At 53.7% G+C, this 18,640-nt stretch carries 16 protein-coding genes; 7 read left to right on the plus strand and 9 right to left on the minus strand.

Annotated elements, in window-relative coordinates; translation table 11 throughout:
• Positions 1–11 precede the first annotated feature (11 nt).
• Genes BOW52_RS01930 through BOW52_RS01945 form a run of 4 tightly spaced genes read right to left on the minus strand, consistent with a single transcriptional unit; the run spans position 12 to position 4,511 of the window.
• Positions 12–914, minus strand: a complete 903-nt coding sequence (locus BOW52_RS01930) for an outer membrane lipoprotein-sorting protein (protein ID WP_078482400.1) — start codon at positions 912–914, stop codon at positions 12–14.
• 30 nt (positions 915–944) lie between these two features.
• Positions 945–1,544, minus strand: coding sequence for a PqiC family protein (locus BOW52_RS01935; protein WP_078482401.1), 600 nt, complete (start codon positions 1,542–1,544; stop codon positions 945–947).
• Between the two features lie 26 nt (positions 1,545–1,570).
• Positions 1,571–3,250 (minus strand): PqiB family protein, encoded by a 1,680-nt coding sequence (locus BOW52_RS01940; RefSeq protein WP_236725607.1) that lies wholly within the window; start codon positions 3,248–3,250, stop codon positions 1,571–1,573.
• Positions 3,243–4,511 (minus strand): paraquat-inducible protein A, encoded by a 1,269-nt coding sequence (locus tag BOW52_RS01945; protein WP_236725608.1) that lies wholly within the window; start codon positions 4,509–4,511, stop codon positions 3,243–3,245. The genes BOW52_RS01940 and BOW52_RS01945 overlap by 8 nt, the downstream gene beginning before the upstream one ends.
• Before the next feature lie 465 nt (positions 4,512–4,976).
• Here BOW52_RS01945 and BOW52_RS01950 point away from each other — a divergent pair, with 465 nt between their 5' ends.
• Genes BOW52_RS01950 through BOW52_RS01965 form a run of 4 tightly spaced genes read left to right on the plus strand, consistent with a single transcriptional unit; the run spans position 4,977 to position 10,071 of the window.
• The gene (locus BOW52_RS01950; RefSeq protein WP_078482403.1) at positions 4,977–6,260 is read left to right on the plus strand and encodes an FAD-dependent oxidoreductase; all 1,284 of its coding nucleotides are present in this window, start codon (positions 4,977–4,979) and stop codon (positions 6,258–6,260) included.
• Positions 6,261–6,272: 12 nt separating this feature from the next.
• On the plus strand, positions 6,273–8,516 hold the full coding sequence (locus BOW52_RS01955) for a hydrogenase iron-sulfur subunit (protein WP_172840068.1): 2,244 nt from the start codon (positions 6,273–6,275) through the stop codon (positions 8,514–8,516).
• A 12-nt stretch (positions 8,517–8,528) separates the two neighbouring features.
• Positions 8,529–9,155 (plus strand): 4Fe-4S dicluster domain-containing protein, encoded by a 627-nt coding sequence (locus BOW52_RS01960; RefSeq protein ID WP_078482405.1) that lies wholly within the window; start codon positions 8,529–8,531, stop codon positions 9,153–9,155.
• A 13-nt stretch (positions 9,156–9,168) separates the two neighbouring features.
• Complete coding sequence (locus BOW52_RS01965) at positions 9,169–10,071, plus strand: CoB--CoM heterodisulfide reductase iron-sulfur subunit B family protein (protein ID WP_078482406.1); 903 nt, start codon at positions 9,169–9,171, stop codon at positions 10,069–10,071.
• 211 nt (positions 10,072–10,282) lie between these two features.
• Here BOW52_RS01965 and BOW52_RS01970 read toward each other — a convergent pair whose 3' ends face one another.
• From BOW52_RS01970 to BOW52_RS01980, 3 genes are all read right to left on the minus strand, one after another.
• The gene (locus BOW52_RS01970) at positions 10,283–10,729 is read right to left on the minus strand and encodes a VF530 family protein (protein ID WP_078482407.1); all 447 of its coding nucleotides are present in this window, start codon (positions 10,727–10,729) and stop codon (positions 10,283–10,285) included.
• A gap of 144 nt (positions 10,730–10,873) precedes the next feature.
• Positions 10,874–11,071 (minus strand): hypothetical protein, encoded by a 198-nt coding sequence (locus BOW52_RS01975; protein ID WP_078482408.1) that lies wholly within the window; start codon positions 11,069–11,071, stop codon positions 10,874–10,876.
• Positions 11,072–11,325: 254 nt separating this feature from the next.
• Positions 11,326–12,258, minus strand: coding sequence for a TauD/TfdA family dioxygenase (locus tag BOW52_RS01980; protein WP_078482409.1), 933 nt, complete (start codon positions 12,256–12,258; stop codon positions 11,326–11,328).
• A 381-nt stretch (positions 12,259–12,639) separates the two neighbouring features.
• On the opposite strand from BOW52_RS01980, the gene BOW52_RS01985 reads away from it, so the two are divergent.
• Genes BOW52_RS01985 through BOW52_RS01995 form a run of 3 tightly spaced genes read left to right on the plus strand, consistent with a single transcriptional unit; the run spans position 12,640 to position 16,694 of the window.
• Positions 12,640–14,307, plus strand: a complete 1,668-nt coding sequence (locus tag BOW52_RS01985; RefSeq protein ID WP_078482410.1) for a thiamine pyrophosphate-binding protein — start codon at positions 12,640–12,642, stop codon at positions 14,305–14,307.
• A 12-nt stretch (positions 14,308–14,319) separates the two neighbouring features.
• Entirely contained in the window at positions 14,320–16,161 is a 1,842-nt protein-coding gene (locus tag BOW52_RS01990; RefSeq protein WP_078482411.1) for a hypothetical protein, read from the plus strand.
• A complete protein-coding gene (locus tag BOW52_RS01995; protein WP_078482412.1) occupies positions 16,158–16,694 on the plus strand; it encodes a hypothetical protein in 537 nt (178 codons plus the stop codon). The genes BOW52_RS01990 and BOW52_RS01995 overlap by 4 nt, the downstream gene beginning before the upstream one ends.
• On the opposite strand, the gene BOW52_RS02000 is transcribed toward BOW52_RS01995, so the two are convergent.
• Both BOW52_RS02000 and BOW52_RS02005 read right to left on the minus strand, forming a co-directional pair.
• Positions 16,695–17,459 (minus strand): class I SAM-dependent methyltransferase, encoded by a 765-nt coding sequence (locus BOW52_RS02000; RefSeq protein ID WP_236725609.1) that lies wholly within the window; start codon positions 17,457–17,459, stop codon positions 16,695–16,697.
• A 134-nt stretch (positions 17,460–17,593) separates the two neighbouring features.
• Positions 17,594–18,490 carry a YkgJ family cysteine cluster protein gene (locus tag BOW52_RS02005; RefSeq protein ID WP_078482413.1) on the minus strand — a complete coding sequence of 299 codons (897 nt, stop codon included), beginning with the start codon at positions 18,488–18,490 and terminating at the stop codon, positions 17,594–17,596.
• Positions 18,491–18,640 lie beyond the last annotated feature (150 nt).

Below are 18,640 nucleotides of genomic sequence, written 5' to 3' on the forward strand. Positions count from 1 at the left end.
GCGCTCCCTATCTACTCAACGGGTTCTGAACCCGGTTCGTTATTATTCTGTTCGCTCGCACTATTGCTCGTTTCATCTGTGGCAGCCGGCTGCGTCAGATCAGCACCGGGTAGATGACGATTCTCCAATACCCATGCGTCTTCAAAATGAGTCTCGGGTACATAGTCGATGGAGAAGATGCGGTGATCGATCTTGATCAATGAGCGATGCTGCTTGCGAAAGTTTTCCATCAGGATCATGTTCGAGCGCCACATCTTTCCATCAACCTGACGTATATCGTGGCGCGTCTCGCGCTTGAAGAGCCGTTCATGGCGATCGTAGTAGTCGATCCGTATCGGAAACAGATTCTCCTTACGGATAAAGAGTCGTCGCATACCGTATCCGGTCGCCAACGCGATCGCCTGCCCCTTCGGCGTCGCCTCCACCACGAAGTGTTCAATATCATCGATGACCAGATCATCCTCGCGCCGGTAGTGATAATCCTCAATCACCTCGGGGGTAAGATCACGCACAGTAAAGTCGGAACCGAGGAAGGTCGCACCACGACTATGTGCGGCACTCTCTTTGAGCTGCGCACCGTAGGCTGGCAGGTAAAGATCGTTCTCCACCTTTCCATCGGGGAACCGACGCAGGCGTAGCGCCACTCCGGCAATCTCGCGCGGGTAGTCGAATACCAGCAGATGGTTAAGCTGACCATCATCCTCGATGCGGGTAAATCGGCGCATCCGGCGCACATTGCGACTGCCGTTGGCATCAACCAGGATCATGCTCTGGCGTTCAAAGGTGTAGGGGAAGTGGTCGTGACGCTCACGGGCACCCTGCATGATCTCCGCCCCACTCGGCTCAGCCGCATAGAGCAGACCACTGCTGGTGAACACCAACAGCAGTAGCGCAAGCAGTGGCCGCACGCTCACGTGACGGCCACCCCGGCAGCCTGGCTGGTGTTAATCTGCGTCCGCAATGATCGCATTGGCGATCTCTCTACTCATAGCGGAGAAGACCCGACTCATCTGCGCCACCGTGCCCTCGTAATCCTCTTCGGAGAGCAGTACCGGGCTCTTATGGCTGGTGAAGCGAGTCTCGATCTCGCTACCGTCACCACTGATCAGACGCCACTGTGCGGTGATGGCGACCTGTCCATCGGCCTCACGTTCAAACGACATCACCTCTACATCGATACGCACATCGAGCCTTCCGCTCGGCTGCTGCGGCGCAATATAGAGGTGCGGTGTCTCGAGCATGATGGAGAGGTTTTTGGCCAGCACGCGGATCATATCCTTGCGCAGATTACCGCCCCATTGATGATGTTCGGCCATCGCCAGGCGATTACCGGAGTGGCGCGTCACCAGCTGCGGTCGATCGAGATATTGCGGCAGGCGCAGAGAACCCACCTGCAGCACCCGCTGTTTGTTAACCACCTCACTGGCTGCCTCAGCCGGTGCAGCATTGATCACGTAGTAGCGATGCGGCAGCGTCGATCCGCCGCAGCCAACCAGCGCTGCCAGCAACAGGCCCAACAGGCTATTTCTGTAGAAACTAGACATTGTTATCTCCCAGCGGATCACGGTGACTACTCCGTTCTCCCTTTACCAAACAGTACCGACTGCGGATCACGCTCCAGCAGGTCGACCAGGATACGAATCGAGCGTGCCATCTCTGCCAGCTCTTCGGCCATCTGATCGACACGATAAAGGGTCGGTGAACCCGGTTTGACCACGCCATCGACATGCTCAATCGTCACTTCAAGCTTCTTCATTGCATCGCGTGCAGCGACGATGGTCTGATCGAGATTGCCGACCATCGGCTCGGCGTGCTTATCGATCTTTTGCAACAAGCCACGCAGTATTTCCAGTGCGGTCTTGGCATCGGAAACCACACCGCCAACCTCATCGGAGTTGATCAACTTGTTCGCACCGGCCAGGGTCTGCTCCAGCTCACTGGCGATCGACTCAAGATCGAGCTGCTCGAACTTGACCAGAATACCCTTCACCGATGCGGCGATCTCATCGAACTCACCCGGCAGGGTTGGCAGCTCGGCCACCTTACCGCCCTCACCTGAGAGCTTGAGGGGTGAACCGGGGAACATGTCGAGCTCAACAAAGAGCTGGCCGGTCAGCAGACTGCCAGTCTGCAGTCGTGCCCGCAGGCCCCGTTCGACCAGTGTCTGCAACATCTGTATCGGCGTGGAGGCCTCACCACCACGCTCGATGACCCGTTCCGGTTCAATCTCAATGGTGACCGGAATGTGGAAGGTGGCGTCGTTAGTGTCGAACTCAAGTCGTACATCGATCACCGAGCCGACCTTGATTCCCTTGAACTCAACTGGCGCACCGATTGCCAGCCCACGCACCGAGCGGTCGAAGAAGAGCACAAAGCGCACCTTCTTCGTATAGGCATACTCCTCAATCTTGTCGAAACCACCAAAGAGGGTGAAGACCAGTCCGTCGAGCCCCTCCTCCATCACCTCGCCACCATCGGGTGTGTCGAAGGCGATGCCGCCATAGAGCAGTGACGTGAGTGATTCGGTTCGCACGCGGAAACCGGAGGCGTCGGCCGAAATATCGAGGCCACTCACATTCCAGAAGCGGGTATTGCCATGTATCAGCTTGTCGAAGGGGGCCTTGATAAAGGCGTGGATAAAGACGCTGCGTTTGTCGTTGGCCAGCTCGTAACCGAGCACCTCGCCCGCCTCGAGACCCTGGTAGTAGACCGGCGAGCCCTGGCCAATGGAGCCGAGCTTCTCGGTGACCAGCACCACCTTCTTGCCCTCATCTCCCTCGCGCACTACCGGTGGATTCTCTAGACCGATAAAGTGGCGTCGGTCGGCACCGCGTCCCGGCTCGATCTCTATGTAGGCACCAGAGACCAGGGTACCGAGCCCGGAGACACCGCGCATATCGAGACGTGGCCGCACCACCCAGAAGCGGGTATCACGTTTCAGGAATGAGGCCGCCTCCTTGGAAAGATTGGCGGTGAGTGTCACTTGAGAGAAGTCGTCACTAAACTGCAGCGACTCGACCAGACCGATCTGCACATTTTTATATTTGATCAGCGTCTTGCCCGGCTCGATTCCCTCAGCCGTCTCAAAGGAGATGGTGATCTGTGGTCCCTGATCGGTGAGTGTCTTCACCACCAGCCAGCCGCCGATCAGCGCCGCAATCAACGGCACCAACCAGACCACCGAGAGACCCGTACGCTGTTTTATCTTTGGGCTGGGCGCGCCCTGCGCTCCTTCGCGCTCGCTACTCAAGCTCTTTTCTCCCACTTCGCTCATCACTATCCCATATCAGTCGTGGATCGAAACTCTGCGCCGCCACAATCGTCACCACCACCACCGCTGCAAAAAAGTTCACCCCGACCTCGGGGCTGATGGTCGAAAGTGCGTCGAGATCGACCAGTGCCGCCAGTACCGCCACCAGAAAGACATCGACCATCGACCAGCTGCCAACCGCCTCGGTAAGACGGTAGAGCGTAGTGCGATCCCGCAGTCGCCACAGCGAACCGCGCTGCACCGTCACCAGCAGTAACGTAAGCACGATCAGTTTCAATCCAGGCACTACTATACTGGCAAAAAAGACCAGTAGCGCGAGCGGCCACATACCACTCTCGATCAGCTTCACCACACCACCCAGAATCGTACTCGAATCACTGCTGCCGAGCTGAGTAATGGTCATCACCGGGTAGACATTAGCCGGAATAAACAGAATGGTTGCAGTCGCAATCAGCGCCCAGGTACGCGCCACACTCTCACGCTTACGACTATGGAGCTGGCTGCCGCAGCGCTGACAATGCTCATGATGCTCATCCTCTGCCGGCCCTTCACTCAGCAGCCCGCAGATATGGCAGTGCAATAGCCCATGCTCACTGGCGCTGCCGCTCAACACTCGTTCTCCCACATCGTGACCGACCAGCGGCCAGATCACCGACTCATCGTGGATATAACGTGCCATAGTCGTCACCAGCAGCAGCGCGGCAAAGGCGTAGAGCGCTACACCGGGAATCACCGTTGCCATATCGAGCAGCTTCACAAACGAGACCAACACGCCGAGCATGAAGACACCGAGCAGACTCCAGGGCGCCACAACACGAACCACCCGATAGACCTGCGACATCCACGGTGGCCGATACCCGAGTCGAATCGGCAATAGAATGTAGACCATGCCGCCGATAGTCATCAGCGGGAAGAGCACACTGGTAAGAAAGACCAGCACCCCCAGCCCCTCCATCCCGGCGCTGAAAAACTTAAAAGAGGCGGAGGCAAGTAGCATCTGCTCTCCACGACCACCAAATTCGAGGGAGAGGAAAGGGAACAGGTTGGCGATTAGAAACAGCAGCAGTGCCGCAAGCTGTAGCGCCAGCATCTTGTCGAGACCGTTTGGAATATGGCGATAGAGCTCGGCACCACAGCGGGTGCAGTGGGCGCGACCGTGGTGCGGCACCTCACAGATCTCATGCAGGAGATCGCACTCATGACAGGCGACCAGACCGGATTTTAGATTTTCGTTATGCACACTGTCACTACAAGCCGTGGAATTTTTTGATTATTGTTCTCAGTTCGCTCTAAAACCTAACGGAGCGACCGGCACTCTGCAACACCTGAGCGAGAATCATACCCCACCCCAGCGGAGATGCTGCAACGCACCTTATATATATGCACCAGCACAACCCTGCCGAAGTAGCTACCCCACCCAAAGAGCGGGAATAACCACGCGCCAAAGTTGGTTAATAATCAATACCCTAGTAGCGCGTAGCTATATAGCCAATCTATTTCTCTATTGGAAAATTCGATACCTCTTTTCATCTCAGAAGCTGGCACCCCATGTAGAGACGGAGTATCGTTCACGGTTCGTGATTCTGGGGATCAGCGTGTCTTTTCACCAACGGACCGCAGATTCCCGGCGCAGTGTCTTTAGGTCAACAGATCTACCTGGCACTGCATCCAATCATTTTCAAATCATCCGGAACGGAGGAATACCATGTCGGAGGTCATCGCAACCAACCAGACCATACTGGTCGTGGGTGGCGGTATCAGCGGCCTGACGGCGGCCCTTGAAGCGGCCGAGTGCGGCAAGCAGGTTATCCTGCTAGAGAAAAAGCCCACCGTCGGCGGTCGTGTCAGCCAGCTATACAAATACTTCCCTAAACTCTGCTACCCCACCTGTGGTGTGGAGATTCAGCTGCGTCGCCTCAAGGCGAACAAGAATCTTCGTCTCATCACCATGGCGGACGTAGAGTCAGTAGCAGGGGAAGCAGGTAACTACACTGTTACCGTCAAGGTCGCCCCACGCTACGTCAACGAAAACTGCACTGCCTGTGGCGCCTGTGGCGACGCGGTCGAGGCAGAGTTCGACGACGATCACAACTACGGCATGAAGAAGCGTAAGGGTGCTTACCTCACCCATAACCACGCCTATCCTCAGCGCTATACACTCGACCCTGCCATCATCGGTACCGATGATGGCAACAAGGCCAAAGAGGCGTGTAAGTACGACGCCGTTGACCTTGAGATGCGGGAAGAGAGCCTTGAGCTGAACGTCGGAGCAGTCATCTGGGCAACCGGATGGAAGCCATACGATGCGAACAAGATCCAGCCCTACGGCTACGATCGTTTCGAGAACGTTATCACCAACGTTGAGCTCGAGCGCATGATGGTTCCTGAAGGCCCGACTGGCGGCAAGATCCTGCGTCCTTCAGATGGTGCCGAGGCGAAGAAAATCGCCTTTATCCAGTGCGCCGGTTCTCGTGACCACAACCACCTCAAGCACTGCTCGCGCATCTGCTGCATGGCCTCTCTAAAGCAGACCACCTACGTGGCCGAGCAGCAGAATGATGCCAAGTCGACCATCTACTACATCGACATCCGCGCCATTGACCGTCTCGACGACTTCCATCGTGCGGTTAAGGACGATGAGAACGTCAGCTTCGTCAAATCCAAGGTTGCCAACATTGTTCGCAACAAGGAGAACGACAATCTGAAGCTGCGCGGTGTAGACACCGAGGGTTACCACCGCTACGAGACCGAGCACGATCTCGTGGTACTGGCGACCGGTATGGAATCGACTGTCCCTGAGGGAATCTTCCCTGTAGAGACCAAGATCAACGAACACGGTTTCCTTGAGCTTGACGAGGCCAACGGTGGCATCTTCGGCGCAGGTTGCTCTTCGGATGCACTTGACGTCAACCGTGCCGCCCAGAACGCCACAGCCGCTGCGCTGCGTGCGATTCAGGTCGTCAACAAAGCTGCTGGAACGGAGGGTTAAACAGTGTCTGATATGAAGATCGGAGCATATATCTGTCAGGGCTGTGAGCTGGGCGATCGCCTGGACTCTGGCCAGCTGGCAACCACCGCCACGCGCGATGGTAAGGCGGCACTCGCCAAGGAGCATCCCTTCCTCTGTAATGCAGAGGGCGTAGCGATGATCCAGAACGACATCGACAATGAGGGTGTTAACCACCTTGTTATCGGTGCCTGTTCACGTCGTGCCAAGACTGAAGCATTCAACTTTGAAAACGTCACCATCTCTCGTGCTAACCTGCGTGAGGGTGTCATCTGGGTTCGTCCCGATACCGACGAGGCTCGTGAGCTGACTCAGGAGATGGCCGACGACTACATTCGCATGGCCTGTGCCGAGTCGAAGAGCATGAAGATCCCTGCAGCCAGCGGTGAGCAAGAGCTGACCCGCGAGCTGCTGGTTGTCGGTGGCGGAATTTCCGGCATGACCGCAGCCATCGAAGCATCGAAGGCTGGCTACAAGGTCGACCTGATCGAGAAAAGTGGCGCACTCGGTGGTGTCGCTGGCCAGCTGGTCAAGCGCGTTCCTGCCAAGGCCCCTTATAATGAAATGGCCGATACCGGTATCGCAGAGATGGCCGCCGCCATTGAGGCAGACGGCAACATCAGCGTTCACCTCAACAGCAGCGTTACCAAAACCTCGGGTGCACCGGGTCGTTTTGAGGTTGAGGTTTCAACCGAGAGCGGCGCGACCAACACCGTTACCACCGGCTCTATCATCCAGGCGACCGGCTTCAATACCTATGACATCAACAAGCTCCCTGAACTTGGTGGTGGCCAGAGCCCCGACGTTGTCGATCAGCTCACCTTTGAGAAGCTGGTTAAAGAGGCCAACGGTGGCGCTATCAAGCGTCCTTCCGACGGCAAAGAGATCAGCAACGCTGTCTTTGTACAGTGTGCCGGTCAGCGCAGCGAGAAAGAGGGTCACCTCCCTTACTGTTCTGGTCACTGCTGTCTGACCTCGATCAAACAGGCTCGTTACGCCAAAGAGGCGGGTGCCGATGCAACCGTTATCTTCACCGATCTGCGCACCCCGGGTGCCGGTGGTGAGGACTTCTACCGCGGCGGTCAGGAGGCAGGTGTCTCCTTCTCCAAGGGCGAGGTCTCTGAAGTTGTTTCAGCAGGCGGCGGTCTTGAGGTTAAGTACAAGGATATGATCCTCAATGAGGATTGCACCATCGGTGCCGATATCGTTGTCCTGGCTACCGGCATGGTGCCTAACAATGGACCTGATCCGTATCTGGCACAGGACCTGAAGGCGGCTGAAGAGGCTGAAGATGAGTCACTGGTTGCCGAGCTACAGGCGAAGGTTGAGGTTGCTCCACCTTCGGTTCTGAACCTCGACTACCGTCAGGGTACTGACCTGCCGCACCTCAAGCACGGTTTCTCTGATTCGCACTTTATCTGCTTCCCTTACGAGACCCGTCGTACCGGCATCTATGCTGCCGGTCCTGTACGTCGTCCAATGGATATGCAGCAGGCGCAGGAAGATGCTACCGGTGCCGCACTGAAGGCGATTCAGGCCTGCGAGAACGCCTCACAGGGTCGCGCAGCGCACCCTCGCTCTGGTGACCTCAGCTTCCCAACCTTCCGTATCGAAGGTTGTACCCAGTGTAAGCGCTGTACCGTTGAGTGCCCCTTCGGCGCCATCAACGAGGACGAGAAGGGCTACCCGCAGTACAACGAGTCACGCTGCCGCCGTTGCGGTACCTGCATGGGTGCCTGCCCGGTTCGCGTTATCTCCTTCGAGAACTACTCGGTCGAGACCGTCGGTCAGCAGCTCAAGAACGTTGATATGCCTGACGAGTTCGACGAGAAGCCACGTATCCTGGTCCTCGCCTGTGAGAACGATGCCTACCCAGCACTGGACATGGCCGCAATGAACCGTACCGAGTACAGCTCATTTGCCCGTGTTATCCCGGTTCGCTGCCTCGGCTCGGTCAACACCATCTGGGTGACCGACGCACTCAACAGCGGCTACGACGGCATCATGCTGATGGGTTGTCAGAAGGGCGACAACTATCAGTGTCACTTCGTTAAGGGTTCTGAGATGGCTCACTATCGTATGAGCAAGATCGACGACACACTCCAGTCGCTCAACCTGGAGCAGGAGCGTGTTGCCACCTACGAAGTATCGATCACCGATACCCAGCGCATCCCTCAGTTGATCAACGAGATGGAAGAGACCATCGAGAAGATCGGCATGAGCCCGTTCAAGTTCTAAAGGAGAGAGATCATGAGTGACATGAATACCGCGATGGTAGAGAAATATCGCAGCTCCTTCCTCAAAGAAGTTGAGGCGAATGTCGAGGAAGGTGACTGGGTCAAGATGTGCATGCAGTGCGGCGTCTGCTCGGGCTCATGCCCGATGGAGAACAACTGGGAGCATCCGCCCCAGGAGCTCTTCATGATGATCCGCGCCAACAAGCGTGAAGAGGTGCTTTCTAGCTCCTCCATGTGGATGTGTACATCCTGTTACAACTGTATCGCTCGCTGCCCACGCGGCCTGCCGATCACCCACATCATGCACGGCCTGGCACACTACGGTAAGCGTCTCGGCCTCGCTCCCAAGGAGCAACCGACCGTTAAGTTCTCCCAGCTCTTCTGGGACAACCTGACCAAGACAGGACGCGTCAACGAGCTCAAGCTCGGCCTATCCCTCTATTTCATGAACGGCTTTGGTGAAGGTATCAAGACCGCTCTGAAGATGAAGGATGTTGGTCTTGGCATGATGAAGACAGGCCGTCTGAACCCATTCGAAATCTTTGGTGGCCACAGCTGCAAGGGCGCCAGCGACATCAAGAAGATGCTCGCCAAGGCCAAAGAGATCGAAGAGAGTAACACTGCCGAGTTCAAAGGCTGAGGAGAGATAGAAAATGGCTAAATACGAATATTCCTTCTACCCGGGCTGTTCATCACAGTCCAAGGCCTCCTCGGTCAACTACCAGAAGTCTACCCAGACCATCTGTGAGGAGCTCGACATCCAGCTCAACGACATTCCAGACTGGAACTGTTGTGGTGCTTCAATCGGTTACGGCGGTGGTGGTGAGCTGCCCCGTATCAGCCTCTCAGCGCGTAACATCGCACAGTCTCAGCAGGCCCACGGCCAGCAGGACATCGTTGCGACCTGTGCCGCTTGCTGGCTGGCTACCCGCGAGGCTAAAGAGCGCATCGAGGATAGCGAGAAGGTACGCACGGGCGTCAACGCTGCCCTCGGCGAGATCGGTATCGAAATCGCTACCGAGATGCCTAAGACCCGCCACATGGTTGAAGTGCTGATCGAAGACGTTGGCTATAACGAGATCGCTGAGAAGGTTAAACGCCCTCTCGAGGGCCTCAAGATCGCCGGATACGTCGGCTGTCAGACCAACCGTCCGTTCGGTATCGATGGTGAGTCTTACGAGAATCCCAAGTATCTCGATAAGATGATCGAAACCGTTGGTGCAGACGCCGTAGTCAACTACGACAAGAAGGTCTCTTGCTGTGGTGGCGCGCTGATGTTCTCAGAGCCTCAGAAGTCACAGGCACTGGTCAAGGACATCATCGAGTCGGCCTACGATGGCGGTGCTGACATGATCGTCACCCCCTGCCCCGTCTGCCAGATGAACGTTGAGGTCTACCAGGGTCAGATCAACAAGGACCACGGCACCAACTTCAACATCCCGGTCGTCTACTACTCCACCCTGATGTCAGTCGCCTTCGGCCGCAACGCCAAGGATGCTGCTCTCGATGGACAGATGATCCGCGCCAAGCAGCTGGAAGATATTGCCAACAAGTAACAGCGGCACTATCTAGCAGCACAAAAAAGCCCCTCCTCGGAGGGGCTTTTTTATTTGGGCCATTAGTAGGTTCTCGTGTGTAAAAGTTAATGCCCGCAAGGTGACTTCCCGTGTTATCCGATGGACATGAAACCACTTTGCAGAAATATGTACACTAACGTAGCACGCTCAGCCCCCCGTGATCGCCATCGTCTGGCGTCTACCCGTACCATCACCGCTTAGTTTTTTCATTCCAACCACCCCATGGGTCGACACCTTTTGCAGGGCGCCGCACTACCCGCTGATCTCGTTCAGCTGCTTTTTTTGCACGCTTCTCTTGCAACCGCACAGCATCTTCCAAACTTAGCTCTTTAGGCTCACCCGGTGATTGGCCTTCTGGAATAACCCGCTCCCTTGGGGGCAGCAAAAACTGTTCAGAAGACGCTCTAGGTAAGTTTTTATAATCATACAAATAGAAGGCTTCTACTTTTTCACGCGCCCAATCCGTTTTTTTCAGAAACTTCACACTGGACTCAATACTTGGATTTGTCTTAAAACAGTTGATATTTAAATAGGCAAAGAGAATCTCAAAACCGTACTGATCAATTATCTCAGTCAATACACTTTTCAAACCAACCCCGTGCAGGGGGTTACTCTTGTAATTGATCTCATTACTCATAGGAATATCAGCTCAATGGGTGTTAAATAGTGGCATTATACTCCCAATAGAACAGGTAAAATGCAGCATTACCCGTTCATGGCATAGCACGAGAACAACAGAACGAACTAATGTGAACCACCAACATCCCCCATGGGCTTATTGTTAGGCATTAACTGACAAACCTTCGTATGCGCCACATTCCGGCATCCATCCCTCAATATTAAGATTGTTCCTATAGCTTTCCTCAAGAGTGCTTATCGTACTTTCTTCTGGTTTGTGCGTTAAAACATCAGAGCCGATAATTTGTTTTGCCTGTTTATGAAACTCTCGAAACATAGTCCAGACCATCATCTCACCCATGCATCAGTTTTTGGGTCGGCCTTATTCTCAACTACGCAGCAAGCTTTATCTAACATAGGGAAATAATTTATCACCCACTGCTTATTGAGTTTCTTTAACAGCCTTATATTTAACAACTCAAAACACTTCTTCCAACTCAATTCACTCAATTACTTGTTTATCCGAGATGTCTGCAAAGCCGCTACATATGGCCAAATAAAAAAGCCCCTCAATGAGGGGCTCTTTCTATCTAACCGAGTAACGGCACCGTTACATCAAAGCGCGTATATATCTGAGATGCTGGTACCAGCCAGACGATCAAAATAGCGCGCACGGTAATAGTGGCGCTTATGATCCGCATCGTCACTGAACGCTGCGCGGTCATGCAGTACATTATTACTCACAAGCCCCATCCCTGACTCCAAACGACCTCGGTAGATATAGGGTGAGTCACTATTCAGCAGCTCTTCGAGAAAGGCCAACGCCTCACGACTAACCTCGTCATCTGCCCACATGACATTATTGACACGGATTGTGTAGCGCATATGCAGATCACCCGATGGCATGATACTAAATACCGGCCCCGGCTCTTCTTGACGCGCCACAGTACCACCTTCATCGATTCGGGCCGGAATGGTCATCGCATTTGCCCCCATCAAGGCTCGGATATATTCAGGGTTCTTTTCACGCAGCAGAATATAGGCGATCTCATGATCCATTAGCGCGTTCTCACCGCCACTCGCAGCCTGTTGGGTAACGTGAAGGTTCAGCGCATGAATCTGTTTTGATGCCTGATTGTAATAACCATCGGTATGCCAGTTAATCGCACGATTACTGAAGGGGATGTAATCCTGTCGAACACCATCACCTCGAACCGTCAGCGAGGTAAGGCCAGACTCGTCAGCAAGCCAGTTTTTATTCAGATACTGCAACCCGAAACGACGCGCCATGGTCAACGGAATTTCAGGATCGGTATCGGTACCCGTGTTACTGACATAGAGCGCCATATTCGCTTTTTGGCAGCGAGAGAGCAGCGCCGCATGTTCACTCTCAGTGAGCTTGCGTGGATCATTGATTTCAACCAACAGATCACCCAACCCCTTGGGATAGCCCTCTAGCTTCTGATCACGCCAGCGTTGGTAGAGATCATCATTATCGAGACTAAAGGGAGTGGATGCGCTATCAAACTTCTTCTGCGTGCTGACCATATTGAACCTCTTGAGCTTTTCGCTAGTAACCGTACGGATGGAAAATGCCCTAGAAACTAAATGATCAGTCCAACCCAGTAATTGATCTAACGCAACAACATCTCGAATACAGAGACCCCTACCCTTTACGCACGCCCTGACTACTCACTAAGAAGGTCATTCGTCCCCTTTCTTGGTGGTACCAATAGGGGGATTATTTAACTATCACCTACTTTAATTATTGTCTTCAAAACGTTGCGACATTGCTCACTCTCATTCTACGCAGCCCATCACCTAAACCACTCCCTCTATAAATCACACTCTGTATAATGAACCACTCATTTTTTCTTACGCCCTACAAAAGGTTGGCGAAGCACAGGAACCACCTGGCACTCATCTCTTATGAAGATTAAAGTCAGTGAACTGATTGTTAGATATCTGGAGCGCCTCGGTATAGAGGTGATCTTTGGCATGCCGGGTGCGCACATCCTGCCTGTCTACGACGCTCTCTATACCTCTGATATCGAGAGTGTATTAGTTAAACACGAGCAGGGTGCGGCCTTCATGGCCGGCGGTTATGCACGGGACTCCGGCAAGGTCTCCGCCTGTATCGCCACTGCTGGCCCGGGTGCAACCAACCTGGTTACCGGCATCGCCAACGCCTATGCCGATAAGCAGCCCATTCTTGTGATTACTGGAGAGACGCCGACCCATATCTTTGGCAAGGGCGGGCTGCAGGAGAGTTCGGGCGAAGGCGGCAGCATCGATCAGGTCTCGCTATTTAAGGGCATCACCCGCTACAACCGCATTATCGAACGCACCGACTATCTGGCACAGGTACTGACCCAGGCAACCAAGCGACTGCTCTCACCCTGCCCTGGGCCGGTGCTACTCAGCTTTCCCTATAACGTGCAGAAGGAGCTGGTCAATGACTCTATTCTCGATCAGATCAAGTTTGACCGCCCTGCCCACACTGTCTACGAGGAGTCTCCGCAGGTCGATACACTAACCGACCTGATTGTGAGTGCAGACAACCCTGTCATCGTTGCCGGTTATGGTGCGATCAGTGCAAATGCTCACGATGAGATATCTCGACTTAGTGAACAGCTGAAAATCCCCGTCACTACCAGCCTCAAGGCGAAGGGCATTATCAGCGAGCAGTCTCCGCTCTCACTCGGCAGCCTCGGTGTCACTTCCAGTGGTCATGCGTATAAGTACATTACTGAGAAGGCAGACCTGATTGTAGTGCTGGGCGCTGGATTCAATGAACGCACCAGCTACCTCTGGGACGAAAAACTTCTCAAGGGGTGCAAGATCGCCCAGGTCGATAGCGACCAGGAGCAGCTAGAGAAGGTCTTTACTGCCGAGGTCGCGATCAATGGTGATATCAAGACCACCTTAACTGGCGTACTCAACAAACTTGCCCAGCGCGGCATCTACTGCGAGACCAGCGGCCTACGTGAGCAGAGCATCGTACAGCTCAAGGACTCCTCAGAGAAGAGCTACTCTGTCTTCCAATCAGGCTTCTCACTGGTTGAGCACTTCTTCTCCCAGCTCGAGTCGCATTTTCCGACGGATGCCGTGGTCTTTGATGACAACATCATCTTCGCGCAGAACTTCTTCAATGTGACCAGCGCCAACCGCTACTACCCCAACTCCGGCATCTCTTCACTCGGCCATGCGATCCCCGCTGCCATCGGAGCTAGCTTCTATCGAGAGGTGCCGATGTTCGCCATTCTTGGCGATGGTGGTTTCCAGATGTGCTGCATGGAGATCATGACAGCGGTGAACTACAACAAGCCGCTCAACATCGTGATGTTCAACAACGAGAGCATGGGACTGATTCGCAAGAATCAGCACCAGCAGTATGAACAGCGCTTTATCAATTGCGACTTTAACAATCCCGACTACGCCTACCTCGCTCGCTCCTTTGGTATTAACCATCAGCGAATTGAGCAGAACAGCGATATCGACGCACTGTTTAGCACCACCGATCTTCGCGGAACGATTAACCTGATCGAGATCGTGATCGACAAGAACGTCTTTCCCAACTACTCATCGAGACGTTAACGGCTTTGCATCATGGGTGAACTCGACCTCAGTGCACTGCGCACACTCTCTGTGCAGTTTGAATCCGTCACCGTACTCAGTCACGCACTGGCTCTGGCTGAGTCGATCAAACTCACCCAGACAGAATCAATCTCAGCAACGATAGAGGCATTATCTTCGTCACTCGAACCACTCGAAGCTGCCATCTGGGACACAACACCTAACGACACATTAATAGCTAGCTACCATAAGCTATTTCAGCTACTCGAACAGCTCATTGCAATTCGGGGTGACGACCATCGCCACCACTTTGTTATCACCATTCCCGTCGCTGATCGACCACAACACCTGCGCAACTGCCTGGGGAGTATTCATGCCCTCTGTAGCCTCTATCACTACGGCGGCAAACATGAGGGGCATTACAACAAGCTCACAGTCGTCATTGCCGATGACAGTCGCGAGCAGGACTCGATTGATGAGCATCAAAAGATTGCCGAACAGTATAACCAGCTAGGCATTACAACGATCTATTTCGGACAGACTGAGCAGCAATCAACGCTTGCAAATATGTCAGAACATGAGCGTGTCGCTCTGATCAATGTTGTCGGTGCCAACACACCCGACGCCTTCTTCCATAAGGGCGCCTCGATCACGCGGAACATCGCTTACCTGAAGCTTAATGAACTGGCGCTGCAACTGGAGAAACCGCTCTTCTACTTCATTGATAGCGATCAGGAGTTCAAGGTCACCGTTGAGCAGGCGGAGGGGGAGCGGCCACTCTATGCCATCAACTATCTCTATCAGCTAGATCGCATCTTTAGCGAAACCGATGCCACCATCCTCACCGGCAAGGTGGTCGGTGATCCGCCCGTTTCACCCTCAGTGATGGCCGGTAATTTTCTCGAGGATCTAATCGCCTCACTCCATCAACTCTCAATACGGAATCCTTCAGATAGCTGCACCTTCCATGATGAGCTACAGCGGGCCGATGATGCTGCCTATCATGACATGGCTGACCTGTTCGGCTTTAAACCTGCGGCCGATAGCTACCGCTACTACTGCACTCTGAAGGGTGAGCACGACCACAGCGACTGCCTTAACGACTTCAGTGACAAGCTCAACCGCTTCTTCGATGGTGAGCACCCAACACGCAAAAGTCTCTACGAGTTCGAACCACTGTTTGAAAGCATCAAACCTGCCAGAACAATCTATACCGGCAACTACATCTTCAAGCCACAGGCATTAGAGTGGTTTATCCCCTTTGCCACGCTTAAGCTGCGCATGGCAGGCCCCACACTTGGACGCATGCTCAAGGCCTCAATCGACACTCAATTCGTCTCAGCCAATCTACCGATGCTGCACAAACGCACAGTAGATGAATTGGGTGAGTCTGAGTTTCGCCCCGGCATTGATCGCAACGATCAGCGCGTCGACCTGTCTGCTGAATTTGAACGGCAGTTCTTCGGTGACGTAATGCTCTTCACTATGGAGGCTCTTTGCAAGCAGGGCTTTCCAGACACGCCCGTATTGCCCAAGATAATTGGTGAGCAGATAGAACAGACTGGCGCCCATATGCAGTCGCTATACACCACAAAACATCAACAAATCATTCATCGTATTGAACAGCTAAAGGCGCTTACACACGATCCAGCCCACTGGTGGAACGACCAGCCCAACACAGCCACGCTGAGCAACATGACGCGATTCATCGACAATATCGATCATAACTTCGGAACTAACGCCGAAGGTTATCGATTAATTAACGACACCCGCCATCTTCACCAACGTTACAAAGAGATTCAGATAGCGCTGAGCGGCTATGAGTGGGACAGAATCAGCTGGCGCTCCGCACTCGAAGGGCTTGCTAGCACATGAATATCTTTGTGCTCAATACAGGCCGCTGTGGCTCGACCACCTTCATTAAGGCATGCGGCCACATCAGAAACTACAGCTCTGACCACGAGTCCCGTTCACAGCTGATCGGAGATCAACGCCTCGCCTATAGTGACAACCATATTGAAGCCGACAATCGCCTCTCATGGATTCTGGGCCGACTCGATAAACGCTATGGTGATGAGGCCTTCTATGTCCACCTGAGCCGTAATATCGATGCGACAGCTTCCAGCTTCGCCAAACGAGAGAGCTACGGCATTATGAAGGCGTATCGCGAAGGAGTCCTGCTTGAAGGGAGAAACGAACAGCAATCGCACGATATTGCACACGACTACATCGAGACCATTGAGAGCAATATCGAGCTTTTCCTCAAGGACAAATCAAAACGCATGGCATTTAGACTCGAGAACGCCAAAGAGGATTTCAAAACGTTCTGGGAGCGTATCGGCGCAGAAGGGAATCTCGATGCGGCGCTGGCCGAGTGGGATATCAGCCATAACGCTTCAGGTGAATAACTACTTCCTGATCACCACCACCGAACAGCCGCGTTCGGTTTTCAGGTAACGATGTTCCAGCTTTGGATAGAGCCGTTTCCACATCTCAATTATCTCCAGCTCATCCTCTCGCGCCGCATCATCCATATAGATAACACAACCGTCGGCCAGCTTGTCGTAGAGCAGCGGTAACGCGGGAAAACGTGAATAGCGCTGAATAAAGCCTGGCGGACCATCGATCACCAACATATCGATCGCGGCATCTGGAATCCCATCCTGGGCATACCACTGATAGAGATCACCGTTAACCTCGGTTCCTTCAAGCGGCGCATAGACCACATCAGCAAAATCGGTCAACTCATAGCGGTCGATCTCGGCACGACTCTTTGCCGCATACTCCTCACCATTCTCCAGACTGAAAAGATGCCCCGCTCCGTTTAACTGACAGCAGCGTGCCAGCATCAGTGAGGTGAGGCCGCTACTGCACTCAAAGATAACCTGCGGTTTTTCGGCCAGTGCGTGGTTGACGATCAACTGCAGAAAATCGGGTGCCGCCGACCACGACTTGGTAAAGGGCATACCCTTGCGAAGATCGAGACGGTCGCGCAGTGAGTTGTAGGCCTCAAGCTGGGCGAAGAGGTTGTCACGCTCACGCTCGATCTTCTCATCAAGCTCGGTGTGTACCTGCTCATTCTGCTGCTGCGCCTCTTCCAGGCGTCGTAACAGGTGCAGCAGGAGCAACAGCACCAGCATCAACAAGATGATTATCAACAGATCTATAGACATATATAAGCCCGAACCCAGACGAGATGCACTCTATTGTATCCGCGTCACAGTAGTAGAGGAATTAGACTTTAGCGTTACGCATAAAAAAGGCCGTCCAACTGGACGGCCTCTCATTGCGTAGAGCAATCGAGTAGTTAAAGCGTGTCCTTTTCCGCCTGCTCCTGCTTGGCGCGATGGATCTCAGCCTCAGCCTCGCGACGCAGCTCCCAGGTCTCTTTACGCTCTTCAGTTCGCTTGTCAGCAGCACCCTCTTTAAGCGGAATACTCTGCTCGCCAAACAGCACCTGCGCGAGGAACTTGAAGCCGAAGTGCATCAACGCAACATCATCCTCGTTGAGTCTCTTCATCTCTTCGTCACTGATATCAAACATAGTCGTAAACGAAGGCGCATTAACAAACTCACGGAATTTATCGTGGTTGTAACAGGCCATAAAGAAGAGCGAAAGGCTCTGTGGCGAAGGCTTTCCGATAGTTGGACCGGAAGAGAGCTTCTTCAACAGCAGCTGACGCCATGGGCGCGCCTCCTCATCAAAGACCTCAACACCCTGATCCTTGCGGTAGTCACCAATAGTGATCTTGCGATCCTCTCTGTGACCATGGCAGTGCTCCTCTTCAACCAGCACATAACCCGTACGGTCGGTGTACTCCTTCTCGTTACGCTTGGAGAGCAGACCAACCGGGTAGTAACGACAACTGGTGGGGCGATCTTCGTAGACGGTACAACCATCAACCTCGTCCATAAAGAGACAGACCGGTGCATCTTCCTGAGTGCGCATCTTGATACCGGGAACGCCGTGGCGATCAAACTCGAACGGTGCGGTATATTTCTTCAGAAACTCCTCAGAGCTCATGCCGAGTCGATTCTTTAGACGCACGATATCGTAGGGAGTCAGGGTGATATCGATCTGGCGGCAACAGGCATTCCAGCAATCAACACCCTTGTGGCATCTGAAACTTATTTCAGAATCAGGGCTGTATTCAACCGGAGCAACCGGGCTTGTATCAAATGGGGAATCTTCGATGAGACTCATAACTAGACCTCGAACAACTTGCGGAAATTCTATTAATACTCTTTTCGTCTGATAGCGGCGTTGTGCGGTACGCACTTCCTCGCCTGTCGAACTGATATGCCTCAGTCGCTGCGCTTCGTACGCCTTACTCTCAAACGAAAATCCTAATTA

It is taken from the genome of Solemya pervernicosa gill symbiont (assembly GCF_002020875.1).
Lineage (GTDB): Bacteria > Pseudomonadota > Gammaproteobacteria.